Origin of the sequence: Jiella marina, assembly GCF_024359545.1 — a bacterium.
Classification (GTDB): Bacteria; Pseudomonadota; Alphaproteobacteria; order Rhizobiales; family Rhizobiaceae; genus Jiella.
The window spans coordinates 148761-162897 of record NZ_JAKQZG010000004.1; the positions used below are offsets into that span (position 1 = coordinate 148761).

At 64.5% G+C, this 14137-nt stretch carries 12 protein-coding genes; 10 read left to right on the forward strand and 2 right to left on the reverse strand.

What is annotated here, in order from left to right:
* Positions 1–119 precede the first annotated feature (119 nt).
* The 7 genes from MF134_RS09095 (at position 120) to MF134_RS09125 (ending at position 9024) form a co-directional block, all read left to right on the forward strand.
* Entirely contained in the window at positions 120–593 is a 474-nt protein-coding gene (locus tag MF134_RS09095; protein ID WP_304363690.1) for a formate dehydrogenase subunit gamma, read from the forward strand.
* A complete protein-coding gene (locus MF134_RS09100; RefSeq protein ID WP_255339127.1) occupies positions 590–2143 on the forward strand; it encodes a formate dehydrogenase beta subunit in 1554 nt (517 codons plus the stop codon). The genes MF134_RS09095 and MF134_RS09100 overlap by 4 nt, the downstream gene beginning before the upstream one ends.
* Before the next feature lie 46 nt (positions 2144–2189).
* Positions 2190–5051, forward strand: coding sequence for a formate dehydrogenase subunit alpha (gene fdhF / locus MF134_RS09105; RefSeq protein WP_255339128.1), 2862 nt, complete (start codon positions 2190–2192; stop codon positions 5049–5051).
* A 39-nt stretch (positions 5052–5090) separates the two neighbouring features.
* Positions 5091–5969 carry a formate dehydrogenase accessory sulfurtransferase FdhD gene (fdhD, locus tag MF134_RS09110; protein WP_457589963.1) on the forward strand — a complete coding sequence of 293 codons (879 nt, stop codon included), beginning with the start codon at positions 5091–5093 and terminating at the stop codon, positions 5967–5969.
* On the forward strand, positions 5959–6225 hold the full coding sequence (locus tag MF134_RS09115; protein ID WP_255339130.1) for a formate dehydrogenase subunit delta: 267 nt from the start codon (positions 5959–5961) through the stop codon (positions 6223–6225). The genes fdhD and MF134_RS09115 overlap by 11 nt, the downstream gene beginning before the upstream one ends.
* Before the next feature lie 124 nt (positions 6226–6349).
* Positions 6350–7213 carry a polysaccharide deacetylase family protein gene (locus tag MF134_RS09120; RefSeq protein WP_255339131.1) on the forward strand — a complete coding sequence of 288 codons (864 nt, stop codon included), beginning with the start codon at positions 6350–6352 and terminating at the stop codon, positions 7211–7213.
* A 284-nt stretch (positions 7214–7497) separates the two neighbouring features.
* The gene (locus tag MF134_RS09125; protein WP_255339132.1) at positions 7498–9024 is read left to right on the forward strand and encodes a mechanosensitive ion channel family protein; all 1527 of its coding nucleotides are present in this window, start codon (positions 7498–7500) and stop codon (positions 9022–9024) included.
* Positions 9025–9036: 12 nt separating this feature from the next.
* Here MF134_RS09125 and MF134_RS09130 read toward each other — a convergent pair whose 3' ends face one another.
* Positions 9037–9732 carry a YitT family protein gene (locus tag MF134_RS09130; RefSeq protein ID WP_255339133.1) on the reverse strand — a complete coding sequence of 232 codons (696 nt, stop codon included), beginning with the start codon at positions 9730–9732 and terminating at the stop codon, positions 9037–9039.
* A 124-nt stretch (positions 9733–9856) separates the two neighbouring features.
* On the opposite strand from MF134_RS09130, the gene MF134_RS09135 reads away from it, so the two are divergent.
* A complete protein-coding gene (locus MF134_RS09135; RefSeq protein WP_255339134.1) occupies positions 9857–10870 on the forward strand; it encodes a ligase-associated DNA damage response exonuclease in 1014 nt (337 codons plus the stop codon).
* 168 nt (positions 10871–11038) lie between these two features.
* Positions 11039–11245: a CsbD family protein gene (locus tag MF134_RS09140; protein ID WP_255339135.1), complete on the forward strand. Its 207-nt coding sequence runs from the start codon at positions 11039–11041 to the stop codon at positions 11243–11245.
* A gap of 137 nt (positions 11246–11382) precedes the next feature.
* On the opposite strand, the gene MF134_RS09145 is transcribed toward MF134_RS09140, so the two are convergent.
* Entirely contained in the window at positions 11383–12903 is a 1521-nt protein-coding gene (locus tag MF134_RS09145; protein ID WP_255339136.1) for a GYF domain-containing protein, read from the reverse strand.
* A gap of 156 nt (positions 12904–13059) precedes the next feature.
* On the opposite strand from MF134_RS09145, the gene MF134_RS09150 reads away from it, so the two are divergent.
* Entirely contained in the window at positions 13060–14016 is a 957-nt protein-coding gene (locus tag MF134_RS09150) for a D-2-hydroxyacid dehydrogenase (RefSeq protein ID WP_255339137.1), read from the forward strand.
* Positions 14017–14137 lie beyond the last annotated feature (121 nt).

A 14137-nucleotide genomic window follows, 5' to 3' on the forward strand; every position in this document is an offset into this window, starting at 1 on the left:
CATCACCGGCTCGACGATAGAAGCGCTCTATCGCAAGACGGGGATGTTCTCTTGATTATCAGCGCTTTAGCGTGTTGGCTCCCTGGAAAGATTCAAACTTTGCTGTGGGAGGCGATCGCTTGGCGGCTCACGCGATCTATGATGCCGATGAAGCGGCTGAGATCATTGGAAGTCTGAAGGGGCTGGAAGGGCCTCTCCTTCCCATCCTGCACGCCCTGCAGGAACGTTTCGGGCATATCAGCGACGAGGCGGTTCGCCAGATTGCCGGAGAACTCAATCTCACGCGCGCCGAAGTTTACGGCGTGGTCACCTTCTATCACGATTTTCACAAGGAGCCGCATGGCCGGCACGTGCTGAAGGTCTGTCGAGCCGAGGCCTGCCAGGCGGCCGGCAGCGACGCCGTGGCAGACGCCCTGGAGAAGGCTCTGGGCATCAAGTTCGGCGAGACGACCGGCGACGGCCAGGTGACCCTCGAGGCGGTCTACTGCCTCGGGCTCTGCGCCACGGCGCCGTCCGCCATGCTGGACCGCCGGATCGTCGGGCGCCTGAACGAGGCGAAGATCGGCAAGCTGGTCGAGGAGACGCGGCTGTGACGCGAGTTTTCATCCCTCTCGATTCCTTTGCCGTTGCCTGCGGCGCGGATGAGATCGCCGAAGAGTTCGAACTCCTGAACACCGAGCGCGGCCTCTCGCTCGACATCGTGCGCAACGGCTCGCGCGGCATGGCTTGGCTCGAACCTTTGATCGAGGTCGAAACCAACGATGGACGGATCGCCTACGGACCGATCGAGCCGGGGGAGGTCGCTTCGCTGATCGATGCCGGCATCCTGTCCGGCGGCGAACATGCAAAGCGCATCGGCAGGGTCGAGGAGCATCCCTTCTTCGCCCGCCAGATCCGCATGACCTTCAAGCGCTGCGGCGTCATCGACCCCCTGTCGCTCGACGACTACAAGGCCCATGGCGGACTGAAGGGGCTCGAACGCGCCATCGCCATCGGCCCGGAAGCCGTCATCGCAGAAGTGACCGAATCCGGCCTTCGCGGTCGCGGCGGTGCGGGCTTCCCGACTGGCATCAAGTGGAAGACGGTGGCAGGCGCCGATGGCGCGCGCAAATACATCGTCGCCAATGCCGACGAGGGCGATTCCGGCACCTTCGCCGACCGGATGATCATGGAGGGCGATCCCTACTGCCTGATCGAGGGCATGGCGATCGCCGGTGTCGCCACTGGGGCGACCAAGGGATACATCTATCTGCGCTCGGAATACCCGGTCGCCATCGATGTGATGAACGAGGCGATCCGGCGCGCTCGCGAGGCCGGCGTTCTCGGGGCCGCGATGCTCGGCTCCGCCCATGCCTTCGACATCGAAGTCCGCGTCGGGGCCGGCGCCTATGTCTGCGGCGAAGAGACCTCGCTGCTCGACAGCCTCGAAGGCAAGCGCGGCCAGGTGCGCTTCAAGCCGCCGCTGCCGGCGATCCAGGGCCTGTTCGGCATGCCGACGGTGATCAACAACGTGATCTCGCTGGCCTCGACGCCGGAAATCCTCGCCCAGGGCGCCCAGGCCTACAAGGAACTCGGCATGGGCCGGTCGCGGGGCACGATCCCGATCCAGATCGGCGGCAACGTGAAGCATGGCGGCCTGCTGGAGGTTCCTTTCGGGCTGACGCTGGGCGAGATCGTCGAGGATCTGTGCGGCGGCACGGCTTCGGGCCGTCCGGTGCGGGCGGTGCAGGTCGGAGGGCCGCTGGGTGCATATTTCCCGGTCTCCTTGTTCGACACGCCGTTCGACTACGAAGCCTTTGCCGCCAAGGACGGGCTGATCGGCCATGCCGGCGTGGTCATCTTCGACGACACGGTCGACATGATGAGCCAGGCCCGCTTCGCCTTCGAGTTCTGCGCCATCGAATCCTGCGGCAAGTGCACGCCGTGCCGCGTCGGCGCCGTGCGCGGCTACGAGACGATGAAGAAGATCATGGATGGCGAGCGGCCGGCGGAAAACCTCGCCGTCATTGAGGATCTCTGCAACACGATGAAGTTCGGCTCGCTTTGCGCGCTGGGTGGGTTCACGCCCTATCCGGTGGTCAGCGCAATGCGCCACTTCCCCGAAGATTTTCACGGAACGCCGATGAGCGTGGCGGCGGAATGACGCCGCTCGCCTGCTCGGCTCAATCTGTTCCAGGGAGGACCATCCCATGAGCCTCATTCAAGAAATCGACTACGGCACGCCGGCCTCGACGGCCGAAAAGACGGTGACGCTCACCATCGACGGCAACGAGGTGACGGTGCCCGAAGGCACCTCGCTGATGCGCGCCGCGATGGACGCCGGCATTCAGGTGCCGAAGCTCTGCGCCACGGACATGATGGACGCCTTCGGCTCCTGCCGCCTCTGCGTGGTCGAGATCGAAGGCCGCAACGGCACGCCGGCCTCCTGCACGACGCCGGTGGCCGAAGGCATGAAGGTCTCGACCCAGAACGAGCGCCTGAAGAAGATCCGAAAAGGGGTGATGGAGCTCTACATCTCCGACCACCCGCTCGACTGCCTGACCTGTGCGGCGAACGGCGACTGCGAGCTGCAGGACATGGCGGGTGCCGTGGGCCTGCGCGAAGTGCGTTACGGCTATGAGGGCGAGAACCATCTCGGCAAGGAGAAGGATCTCTCCAACCCCTATTTCCAGTTCGATCCGTCGAAATGCATCGTCTGCTCGCGCTGCGTGCGCGCCTGTAACGAGGTGCAGGGCACCTTCGCTCTCACGGTCTCGGGCCGCGGCTTCGATTCCCTGATTTCGGCCGGCACCGACTACGACAATTTCTTCTCTTCCGAATGCGTCTCCTGCGGCGCCTGCGTGCAGGCTTGCCCGACGGCGACGCTGGAGGAAAAGGCTGTCGTGGAGATCGGCACGCCGGAACATTCGGTGGTCACCACCTGCGCCTATTGCGGCGTCGGCTGCTCCTTCAAGGCCGAGATGCGCGGCGAGGAACTCGTGCGCATGGTGCCCTACAAGGACGGCAAGGCCAATCGCGGCCATAGCTGCGTCAAGGGCCGCTTCGCACTCGGCTACGCGACCCACAAGGATCGCATCCTCAACCCGATGATCCGCGATCACTATTCGCAGCCCTGGCGCGAAGTGTCCTGGGACGAGGCGATCGGTTTCGCCGCCAAGAAGATCAAGGACATCCAGGCGAAATACGGCCGGGGTTCGGTCGGCGGCATCTCCTCCTCGCGCTGCACCAACGAGGAAGTCTACGTCGTCCAGAAGATGGTCCGCGCCGGCTTCGGCAACAACAATATCGACACCTGCGCCCGCGTCTGCCATTCGCCGACGGGTTATGGTCTCAACTCGACCTATGGAACGTCGGCCGGCACCCAGGATTTCGACTCGGTCGAAGACACGGACGTCATCCTCGTCATCGGCGCCAACCCCACCGATGGTCATCCGGTCTTCGCCTCGCGCATGAAGAAGCGCCTGCGCGGCAAGCCGGGCGAAGAGGGCGCCAAGCTGATCGTCATCGATCCGCGCCGGATCGACCTGGTCAAGACGCCGCATATCGAGGCCGACCACCATCTGGCGCTGAAGCCCGGCACCAACGTCGCGATGCTGACGGCGCTCGCCCATGTCATCGTGACCGAAGGCCTCGTCAACGAGGAATTCGTGCGCGAGCGCTGCGAATGGGACGAGTTCCAGGACTGGGCGGCCTTTGTCGCTGACGAGCGTCATTCGCCGGAAGCCGTCGAAAGCGTCACCGGCGTTCCGGCCGAAGAGGTGCGCAAGGCCGCGCGTCTCTACGCCACCGGCGGCAACGCCGCGATCTACTACGGTCTCGGCGTCACGGAGCACAGCCAGGGCTCGACCTCGGTCATCGCCATCGCCAACCTCGCCATGGCGACCGGCAATATCGGCCGCAGGGGCGTCGGCGTGAATCCTCTGCGCGGGCAGAACAACGTCCAGGGCTCCTGTGACATGGGCTCGTTCCCGCACGAGCTGCCGGGCTATCGCCACATCTCCAACGATGCCGTCCGCGAGACCTTCGAGGAACTGTGGGGCGTCAAGCTCGACAACGAGCCGGGGCTGCGCATTCCGAACATGTTCGACGCCGCCGTCGAAGGCACCTTCAAGGGGCTCTACTGCCAAGGCGAGGACATCCTGCAGTCCGATCCCGACACCAAGCACGTCTCGGCCGGTCTGGAAGCGCTTGAACTCCTCATCGTTCACGATCTCTTCCTGAACGAGACGGCGAACTACGCCAATGTCTTCCTGCCGGGATCGAGCTTCCTCGAGAAGAACGGCACCTTCACCAATGCCGAGCGGCGCATCAACCGCGTGCGCAAGGTGATGGCCCCGAAGAACGGCTATGAGGACTGGGAAGTCACCCAGTTGCTCGCCCAAGCGATCGGGATGGACATGAACTATGCCCATCCGTCCGAGATCATGGCCGAGATCGCCGCGACGACGCCGTCCTTCGCCAACGTCACCTACGACCTCCTCGACGAGAAGGGTTCGGTGCAGTGGCCGTGCAACGATCAGTTCCCGGAAGGGGCGCCGATCATGCATGTCGATGGCTTCATGCGCGGCCGGGGCAAGTTCATCCGGACCGAATACGTCGCCACCGACGAGCGCACCGGCCCGCGCTTCCCGCTCCTGCTCACCACGGGTCGCATCCTCTCCCAGTACAATGTCGGCGCCCAGACCCGGCGTACCGGCAATGTGGTGTGGCACGATCAGGATCTTCTGGAGATCCATCCGCATGACGCCGAACAGCGCGGTGTCCGCGACGGCGACTGGGTGAAGCTGCAGAGCCGCGCCGGTGAGACGTCGATCAAGGCGAAGATCACCGATCGCGTGGCGCCGGGCGTCGTCTACACGACGTTCCACCATCCGATGACCCAGGCGAATGTCATCACCACCGACTTCTCCGACTGGGCGACGAACTGCCCGGAATACAAGGTGACGGCGGTGCAGATCTCGCCCTCCAACGGTCCGACGGACTGGCAGGAGGATTATCGCGAACTCACCATGGAAAGCCGGCGCATCATGCCGGCCGAAGCGGCGGAGTAACTTGGACGAGATTCCGCCAACGGTCGGCAGGTTGGTCTTGTGACGGACGAAACCTCGATAAGCAGAGAAAGCCTCGTCTTCCGCGACGGGGCTTTTTCGCCTGGTTGTCGCGTAGTGCCCGCCGAGACGGCCGTCGCAATTTCCGTCGGCGGCTCGACCCATGCAGTCATGATGGCGACCCCGGACGATCTGGAAGACATGGCCATCGGCCTCGTCCTCAACGAGCGGATCGTCGATCGGCTGGACGAAATCGAATCGGTCGAGATTGTCGACACCGAAGCCGGTATCGATTGCCAGATACGGCTGGTCGACGAACGGGCGCGTACCTATGTGGCGCGGCGCCGTCAGATGACAGGCCCGGTCGGTTGCGGCCTCTGTGGCGTCGAGTCTCTGGAACTTGCAACTCCGAAGCTGCCGAGTGTTGCCGGATCCGGGGGAATCTGCATCACGCCGCAAGCGCTGACGGATGCCGTCGCGGCGATGGCCCGCGAGCAGAGGCTCAGTCGTCTGACCCGCGCCGTGCACGCCGCCGCCTTCCATCAGCCGGGGAGGGGACCGCTCGTCACCCGCGAGGATGTCGGCCGGCATAACGCCCTCGACAAGGTCGCAGGGCATCTGGCGCGGCACGGCATCGATCCGGCGACAGGTTTCCTGACGATCACCAGCCGCGTCTCCGTCGAACTGATCCAGAAGGCCGCCGTCATGGGCTGCGGGCTGATCGCGGCGGTGTCCGCGCCGACGGCGTTGGCGATCGCCGAGGCCGAAGCGGCGGGTGTGACCCTCGTGGCCGTGGTTCGAGGCACCGAATTCGAAGTGTTTACGCATCCGCAGCGAATTGCCGGAGCCGAGCGCGCCCGGGCATCGCATGAAGCGGATGATCATCAGACAGCTCAGGGGAGAACCGTCCATGGAGCGTGACAAGCTCGTCTACATGGCGAACCAGATCGCCAAGTTCTTCGAATCCGCGCCCGAGGGCGCGCGCTCGCAGGGCGTCGCCGATCACATCAACAAGTTCTGGGAACCGCGCATGCGCACCCAGCTCTTCGAGCGGGTCGACAGCGGCCGGACGGAGGATCTCAGCCCCATCGTGCTCGGCGCAATGCCCTCGATCCGGCGGCCCGCCGCACCGTTGGAAGAGCGGGCGTCCAAACAGGCGGACGAGCACGCTTCCTGAGGGTACGGACGGGAGGGTCACGGTGCGTGCCCCGCTCGCGGCTCTGCGCCTGTAGCCGGCAACCGAACATTAACCCTAACGCTTTACCAACGACCGGGTCAGCAATCGATCCGGACCCGGTCCCATGCTTGGAAAGCGCGTGTTCTTCGCCGTGATGGCGGTCTCTCTTCTCGCCGGCTGCGCCAAGAACGACCGGTTCAGCATGGTCCAGTCGCCGGCGACCAATATCGCGGCGGCTGATGGAGCCAATTCGGCCCTCGGCTATCAACCCGCCGAAGACGATCAGCGATTTCCTCACTTCCAGTCCTTCGATCCGGTCCTGCCTTCCGGTCTCGCCGGGCGGACGATCGCGGTATCGCGCTACACTGACATTGCCCTGCAGCCGAAGGAAGTTGTGCTGACCTTCGACGACGGCCCCATGCCAGGCAAGACCCACAAGATCCTGAAGGCGCTGCGCCAGTATGGGGTCAGCGCGACCTTCCTGATGGTGGGGCAGATGGCACGTGCCTATCCGCAGATTGCGCGAGACGTGGCGGCCGCGGGACACGCGGTCGGCACCCATACCGAACGCCACGCCAATCTGAGGACGATGAGCGACGCAGCCGCGATGGCTGAAATCCGAAAGGGTGCGATGAGCGTCGCCGACGCCCTGCGCCCGATTGGCATGCGCCCGGCTCCCTTCTTCCGCTTTCCCTACCTTGCCGACACCTCCAGCCTGCGCACCCGCCTGTCGCATGAGGGGATCGTCGCCATCGACGTCGACATCGATTCCAAGGACTATTTCCGCGACGCCCCGTCGACCGTTCGCGCCCGCACCATGCGCACGCTGGAGAAGCATGGCCGCGGCATCGTCCTCTTCCACGATATCCAGGCGCGAACGGCTGCGATGCTCCCCGGCTTCCTGGCCGATCTGAAGGCGCGCGGCTTCAAGGTGGTTCGGCTCGCCCCGGCCAATCAGCCGGCACCGCTGGTGGCAAGCGCGAACTGAGCGGGCGAGTTGTTCGCTCCCGGCAAGATCAGTGATGATCCTGCCGAACCAATCGGCACGACGTGAGTTCCGTTCAAGACCCCACGTCGTGATCTTCGCCGATTGGAGCCGTCTTGCGCCTGTTTCGTCTTATTTACTTACTTGTTTTAGTCCTTCCCATTTCGAGCGTCTCCACTTTCGCTCAGGATTCGTCCGCGGCCGGCAAGTTCTATCAGGCCGAGTCGGTCCATTCCGGTCTGCCGGATCCTGAAGGGTTTGTCTCCCTGGACACGCCGCAGGCGACGATGGAGACCTTCATCTTCGCATCCCGCGGGGAGGACTGGCTGACGGCCGCCTATGCCCTCGACCTGTCCGGTATCGATCCTGCCATGCAGGAAACCATGGGGCCGATCCTCGCCAAAAGGCTCTATGAGGTCACGGAGCGGGCGATGTGGCTCGACTGGACCGAATTGCCCGATCGTCCCGATGCACTTCTCGCCAGCGCCTCGAGCAAGAATCCGCTGGCCGGCGAAGCGCGGCGCAACCTGCGACTCTCGATCCTCGAACTGGGCGATCGTCCGGTCTCGATCCGCATGGCGCGGGTGAAACCGGGAGACGACGACCCGGTCTGGGTCTTCTCCCGCCAGACGGTGGGCAACATCATGGCCATGCACCAGGTCTTCGGCCCCACGGCGTTCGAGCGCGCCTTGCCGGAATTCCTGCAGAAGCGGGCCTTCTGGACCCTTGCCTATTGGGAAGTGATCGCCCTGCCTCTCATTCTCATCGGCGCGCTGGTTGCGGCGCTGTTGGCCTATCGCGGCCTGGAGCAGGTGGAGAAGCGCCAGCCGACGCGCATCGGCTCGCGGATCATCGACATGATCAAGATGCCGGTCGCGCTGTTGATCTGTGTCGGTACCTTTTCGCTGGTGAAAACACTGCTCTTCACCTTCTCCGGGGCCGTCAACGCTTTTTTGACGCCGCTGCAATCGACGCTCTTCGTGATCGCCCTGGCCCTGATCGCGGTCCGGATTGTCGATGCGATCCTCGATCGCGTGGTCCGACGGAACATGGACGAGCTGATCGAATCGGGGGCGGCCACCGAGCGCGACATGTACACCAACATTTCCGCCGCCCGGCGCATTGCCATCACGCTCGCCTTCGTCCTGGGCGCAGCGTTGATCCTCATCCAGATCAACGCCTTTCAGACACTTGGCTTCTCGCTTCTGGCCTCGGCGGGCGTGATCGGTCTGATCTTCGCCTTCGCCGCCCGGTCCATGCTCGCGAACATCATGGCGAGCCTGCAGATCGCGTTGGCGAAGACCGCGCGTATCGGCGACGCGGTGCTGTACAAGGGCAGCTGGTGCTACGTCGAAAAGATCAATTTCACCTACGTCCAGCTCCAGAGTTGGGACAATCGCCGTCTGATCGTGCCCGTCATCGACCTCGTCTCGAACACGTTCGAAAACTGGACGAAGCAGGATTCGAACCTGATGAAGCCCGTGACGCTGCGGCTCGACCACCGGGCCGATGTCGATCGCCTTCGCGAAGCGTTCCAACGGTTCGTCGAAGAGGCGGATGACGTGATCGACAAGGATTCCGCCAAGGTCGAGGTGATCGATCACGATGCGGCCGGGATGAGCGTCTGGTTCCTGGTGACGGCCGAGGACCCCGGCGCGGCGTGGTCGATGCATTGCCGCCTGCGCGAGGCGATGCTGAAGGAGGCGGCGCGTCTCGATGCCGAGTTCGGCGAACAGGACCCCGACAAGCCCTCATATCTCCCGCGCGAGCGCGAGGTGCTTCTGGGGGAATTCGGCACGCGGCAGCAGGCTTGAGACGCAGCAGCGCTATTTCGCGATATAGCGGTCCGTCCGGTGGTTGATGGCGAGAAAGCCATTCAGCACGACGGCGCCTGCAAGGGAGTAGAGGACCGCGACCCCGTCAACGACCGTGAAAGCTAGACCCAGGATTGTCAGGTCGATCGCCAATTGGGTGAGCCCCGCGCGCCAGCCGAACTTGTCCTGCAGATAGATCGCAAGAATGCCGGCCCCGCCGAGGCTGGCACGATGGCGAAACAGCGCCAGCAGGGCAAAGCCGATCAGAAGCCCCGCCACAACTGCGCCGATCAGCGGATGGATGTCGCCGAATGTGAAGACCTGCGGCTGGACGGCGGTCATCACCGACAGCATCGCAATCGCGGTAAAGGTCTTGAGCGTGAAGGCCGCGCCCATGCGGGTCGCGGCGAGCGCGTAGAAGGGCAGGTTGATCAGGAAAAAGGCGAGGCCGACATTGATCCCGAAGGCGTAGGAGACGATGAGGGCGAGGCCGGCGACGCCGCTGGTCAGGAAGCCGAGATGCGACAGGATCGCGATACCGAGCGTGGCGAGGACCGTCCCGGTCACGATCGCCTGAGCGTCTTCGAGCGGCGTGTGATGGGTGGCAGTCGCCTCCCAGTCGCCAAAGCGCCAGCGAATGGGCTTCAGCTTTTCGAGCGCCTCGACCGCATGGGTTGCGGTTCCATCCTTCGGCTCGCCTGTCCCCATCGCCCTCGATCCGGATGTTGCATCGCAAAAGAGCAAGTTAGACCGGACGTCCGACTTTGCCAATTGGGGCTCTGCGAAGACTGGCCGTATGCGGTGGAATGGCTTGCGCCCTATCTGGATCGCCATGGTGAGACCCGAAGACCTCCTCCGCCCAACGCCTCAGGGGCTGTATTGCCCGCCAGGTGACTTCTTCATCGATCCGGTCAGACCCGTCGACCGGGCGCTGGTGACCCATGGCCATGCCGACCATGCCCGGCCGGGCAATGCGAGGGTCATGGCGACGCGTCAGACGCTCGACATCATGGCGCTGCGCTATGGCGAAGATTTCGCCGGCGAGCGCCAGACGGCCCGCTTTGGTGAGGCGACCCGCATCGGCGATGTTGCCGTGAGCTTTCATCCGGCGGGCCACGTCCTGGGCTCCGCCCAGATCAAGGTCGAGTGGCAGGGACTCCGGATCGTGGCCTCGGGCGACTACAAGCGCCGCCACGACCCGACCTGCGAGGGCTTCGAACCGGTCCCCTGCGACGTCTTCATCACCGAGGCCACCTTTGCCCTGCCGGTCTTTCGCCATCCCGACACGGCCGGCGAGATCGACAAGCTGCTGCAATCGGTGCGCCGTTTTCCCGAGCGGGCGCATCTGGTCGGGGCCTATGCGCTCGGGAAGGCGCAACGGGTGATCCGCCATCTGCGCGAGGCGGGCTACGACCGTCCGATCTACATTCACGGCGCGCTCAAGAAGCTCTGCGACTTCTATCAGGAGGAGGAGATCGATCTCGGCGAATTGCGTCCCGCCACCGTGGAGGGCGGCAAGAAAGGCGATTTCGCCGGCGCGATCATCATCGGCACGCCCTCGGCCTTCGCCGACAAATGGGCGCGGCGCTTTCCGGATCCGGTGGCGAGTTTCGCTTCGGGCTGGATGCGTGTGCGTCAACGCGCCCGCCAGCGCGGCGTCGAACTGCCGCTGATCCTGTCCGACCACGCCGATTGGGACGAGCTGACGCAGACGATTACCGAAATCGCGCCGCAGGAAGTCTGGGTGACCCATGGGCGTGAGGAGGCGCTGGTGCGCTGGTGCGAACTGCGCCAGCTCCGTGCCCGGCCGTTGCATCTCGTCGGCTACGAGGACGAGGCGGAGTAGGGCGGTGGCTGCGGCCATCCCGCTGCTGCGGTGGATGGGTCATCGGTTTGGTAGCCGGCCAAATACACTGGAACGCCGGCTACGGATCGCACGTTTTTGTCCCGAAACAGAAACCGAACGAGCGGACGGGAAGCCGGCTGGGCGCCCGTTCTGCGGAAAGGACATCCGATGAATTGGGACCAGATCGAAGGTCAGTGGAAGCAGTTCAAGGGCAATGCCCGCATGCAGTGGGGCAAGCTCACCGACGACGACATGGACCGCATTCAGGGCAACCGTGAAATCCTCGCCGGCCGCATTCAGGAAGAGTACGGCGTGACCAAGGAAGAGGCGCACCGCCAGATCGAGGAATGGGCGAAGGGCCAGCAGAGCATGTAAGTGGCCTGACAACGCCGAAGCCAACGAAAAGCCTCGCGGGCGCGACCCGCGGGGCTTTTTCATGTCGGCAGGGGCTCTCGAGCATGGCTGAGGCTGCTGTGCAATCCTGACTCGATGCCAGGATGAAGCGCAGCTCTCTATTCCTTCAGTTCGCTCAGGCTTTGCGCCGGGACCCATTCGGGCGTTCCGCCCTTCCAGATCAGGGTGTCCGATGCGATCTGGCCATCGTCGAGGGCTCGTCTGAGAGCATCGAGAGCCATCGGGCCGACCGGGGTCTTGCCGTCGGCATACCAGTACTGCGCCGCGGGATCGGAAGGCTCGGCGGAGGCCGTCTCCGTCCTGGTCTCGGAGGCCTGGTCGTTCGATTGCGCTGTAAGCTTCTCCAGATCGTCGGAGGCCGCATCGCTCCCCAGCGCCGCGGCCTTTTCGAGAAGCTTGCGCGCCTTCTCGACGTTCTTTTCCACACCGCCGCCGTTCAGATAGCGGATGGCGAGATTGCGGGTGGCCAGCGGGTGTTCGCGCTCGACGCCGAGTTCGAAATAGCGGATGGCTTCGGCCATGTCCTTCGCCACGCCCAGCCCGTCGAGATGCATCACGCCGAGATAGTTGGCGGCGTTGCCATTGCCGGCCGCTGCGGCCAGCTTGAACCAGCGCGCCGCCGCGTCGTAATCCTGCGCAATGCTTTCGCCTTCAAAGCGGATTTCGCCCAGATGCTGGATGGCGGCGACATAGCCGCCCTCCGCCGCCTTGCGGAACCAGTCGATCGCGGCGTTGCGGTCCTGCGCGACCCCCGTGCCGTACCAAAGGTCGAAGCCGTAGTTCGACTGGGCGACGGGAAGTCCCTGTTCGGCGGCGAGCCTGTGGAGTTCGGCCGCGCGCTCGGGATCCGCCTTCACGCCGTGCCCACGCTTGTAGAGATTGGCGAGGTTGTTGCGCGCAATCGCATCCTCGTTGCTCGCGGCCGCCTCATACCAGCGCAAGGCCGCGCGCTGGTCGCGCGCCACTCCACGTCCGATCTCGTAAGAGATCGCGAGCATGCGCTGGGCGACGGCGTCCTCCTGTTCGGCCGCCTTCCGGAACCACGCGGCTGCTGCGGCTTCGTCCTGTGCGACGCCTTCGCCGTAGAGAAGCCGGAAGCCGTAATTGCGCTGGCCGACGGGCAGACCCGCTTCTGCAGCCACACGATATAGTTCGGCGGCCCGGCCCATGTCGGGTTCGACCCCGTTGCCGGTGGCGTAGCGCACGGCGAGATTGTTCTTCGCGACCGAATTCCCCTTGGCGGCGGCCTTCTTCAACCCCTCGATTTCGCTGATCTCGGCGACGGGCCGGTCGTCGACGAAGATTGTCAGACCCCAGCCGGAATTGTCGATGACGACCTCGGAGGCGTGGCCTCGGATCGGGTGCGCCTCGCCGTTCAGCGACACCGTTCTTTGGGTCACGACGATCTTGTCGTCGCCGGCCGTGATCAAGGCCGCCTCATCGGTGGAACTGATGCTCTGCCGGCCACCGCCAATTGTCGTGATTGTCAGCCCGTTGAGGGTGATCGACGAGCGCGTCTGTGCAGAGGCCAACTCCGCGGCAATCCCCAGCGAAAGAAGCGCCGCGATCAGCGCTGCGGCCGGGCGAGACCATCCGGCAAAGCGAGACGACATGGACATCGACCGTTCCTCCCCGAACTTCGCCCGACCCGTCTCGCGATCGAAGCGGGAGACGGATCGGAACGCAAATCAAATCGAACGGCGAAAGAATGGGCAGACGGCGGCGCAGATTGCGTTAATATCGCCCACGGCACCGCAATTCGGAGAAGAGCAGCAATGACCAAGATCGTCTTCCTCGACCGCGAGACCTTCGGGCCCGAGGTCGAGCTCACGCGGCCCGATCATCCCCATGACTGGGTCGAGCATCAGGCGACGCGGCCGGAAGACGTGGTGGAGCGGCTGGCCGGAGCGACGATCGCGGTGACCAACAAGGTGCCGATCCGCCGCGAATCCCTCGACCAGTTGCCGGATCTGAAATTCGTCACCGTCGCCGCCACCGGCTACGACGTCATCGACATCGAGGCTTGCAAGGAGCGCGGCATCCATGTCTCGAACGTGCGCGGCTACGCGGTCAACACGGTGCCGGACCACGCCATGGCGATGATCCTGGCGCTCAGCCGCTCGCTGCCCGGCTACCGCCAGGACGTGATCGACGGGAAATGGCAGGAGGCCGGCCAGTTCTGCTTCTTCACCCATCCGATCTTCGATCTCGCCGATCGCAAGCTCGGGATCATCGGCGAGGGTGTCATCGGCCAGGGCGTCGCGCGCCGGGCCGAAGCCTTCGGCATGAAGGTGATGTACGCCGCGCACAAGGGCGTCGAGGGGCTGGGGCCGCTCTACACGCCCTTCGACGAGGTGATCGAGACCGCCGACGTCATCACGCTCCACGCCCCGCTGACCCCGAAGACGCGCGACGTGATCGCCATGCCGGAATTTCGGCGCATGAAGAAGAAGCCGCTGATCGTCAACACCTCGCGCGGCGGTCTGGTGAACGAGGCCGATCTCGTGACTGCGCTCGATGAAGGTCTGATCGCGGGCATCGGCTTCGACGTCCTCACCAAGGAGCCGCCGGCCCCCGACAACCCGCTCCTGAAAGTGCTCGGCCGGCCCAACGTCATCGTGACCCCGCACGTCGCCTGGGCGAGCAACGAGGCCCAGGGCGAAGTCTGGCGCCAGGTGATCGAGAGCATCGACGCGTTCATGGATGGGAAGCCGGTGCGAACGGTGGTGTAGAGCCAAAATGAGTGGCCGCGGGGGTGAGCTCCGCGGCTACACCGCGCCAATGCGTGTTTCTCCCGCGCCAGAGCGTCACACGCACCACGACACTTCGTAGGTCAAATATACCTGGGTGGCC

Bases quoted from the DNA above. Each gene is read 5' to 3' on its own strand.
- fdhF (WP_255339128.1), top strand. From the start codon at position 2,190: ATGAGCCTCATTCAAGAAATCGACTACGGCACGCCGGCCTCGACGGCC.
- MF134_RS09115 (WP_255339130.1), top strand. From the start codon at position 5,959: ATGGAGCGTGACAAGCTCGTCTACATGGCGAACCAGATCGCCAAGTTC.
- MF134_RS09120 (WP_255339131.1), top strand. From the start codon at position 6,350: ATGCTTGGAAAGCGCGTGTTCTTCGCCGTGATGGCGGTCTCTCTTCTC.
- MF134_RS09125 (WP_255339132.1), top strand. From the start codon at position 7,498: ATGGAGACCTTCATCTTCGCATCCCGCGGGGAGGACTGGCTGACGGCC.
- MF134_RS09130 (WP_255339133.1), bottom strand. From the start codon at position 9,732: ATGGGGACAGGCGAGCCGAAGGATGGAACCGCAACCCATGCGGTCGAG.
- MF134_RS09135 (WP_255339134.1), top strand. From the start codon at position 9,857: ATGGTGAGACCCGAAGACCTCCTCCGCCCAACGCCTCAGGGGCTGTAT.
- MF134_RS09140 (WP_255339135.1), top strand. From the start codon at position 11,039: ATGAATTGGGACCAGATCGAAGGTCAGTGGAAGCAGTTCAAGGGCAAT.
- MF134_RS09145 (WP_255339136.1), bottom strand. From the start codon at position 12,903: ATGTCCATGTCGTCTCGCTTTGCCGGATGGTCTCGCCCGGCCGCAGCG.
- MF134_RS09150 (WP_255339137.1), top strand. From the start codon at position 13,060: ATGACCAAGATCGTCTTCCTCGACCGCGAGACCTTCGGGCCCGAGGTC.